Consider the following 612-nt stretch of genomic DNA (forward strand, 5'->3'; position numbering starts at 1 on the left):
TAAGGTAAGCGCTAGTTTTCGCGCACCTAGCTTCTGCGTTTGAGAAGGTCCACGATTGCGTCCGCAACCCAAACTTGCGGACGCAATCCATGACCGAGAATGACCTGACCTTTTTGCCCTTGCGGGTGACACGCGTTGGTGTCGGTGGCAAGCGCAGTTTCGACCCAGCAGACAAGCAGCGACTGGTTGACGCCTGCCTGCACCCGGGCGCATCGCTGTCGGGTCTGGCCCTGAAGGCTGGGGTGAATGCCAACCAGTTGCGCAAGTGGGTCCAGTTGCGCGAACAATCAACTGCCCCCGCAAGAGGCAACACGGCTGTTGGGTTGCCGGCCTTCGTGCCGGTCGTCGCAATCGATGACACGGCGCCGGTGTCGGCTACGGCACTTGCTGCGCGCCCCACGCATGAGCGGGAGTGCGCGGTCCCGTCGCCACCGGCGACACAGGGTGCACGACTGTCGGCCAGATTGCCCAACGGCGTGATGCTTGAGCTCGAATGTTCAGGACACGATGCCGCACTCGTGAGCGCGATGATTATCGCATTGGGAGCGCGCTGATGTTCCGGTTCGAGGCGGACCTGAAGGTGTTCCTGCATCGTGAGCCGATCGACTTCCG

The 612-nt window shown here is 62.1% G+C and carries 1 protein-coding gene; it reads left to right on the top strand.

The features are described 5' to 3' along the window. Positions 1-89 precede the first annotated feature (89 nt). Positions 90-554, top strand: a complete 465-nt coding sequence (gene tnpA, locus P0D80_RS50960; RefSeq protein WP_408296524.1) for an IS66-like element accessory protein TnpA — start codon at positions 90-92, stop codon at positions 552-554. The last annotated feature ends 58 nt before the right edge of the window (positions 555-612 follow it).

The organism is Paraburkholderia sp. RL17-373-BIF-A (assembly GCF_046030175.1).
Lineage (GTDB): Bacteria > Pseudomonadota > Gammaproteobacteria > Burkholderiales > Burkholderiaceae > Paraburkholderia.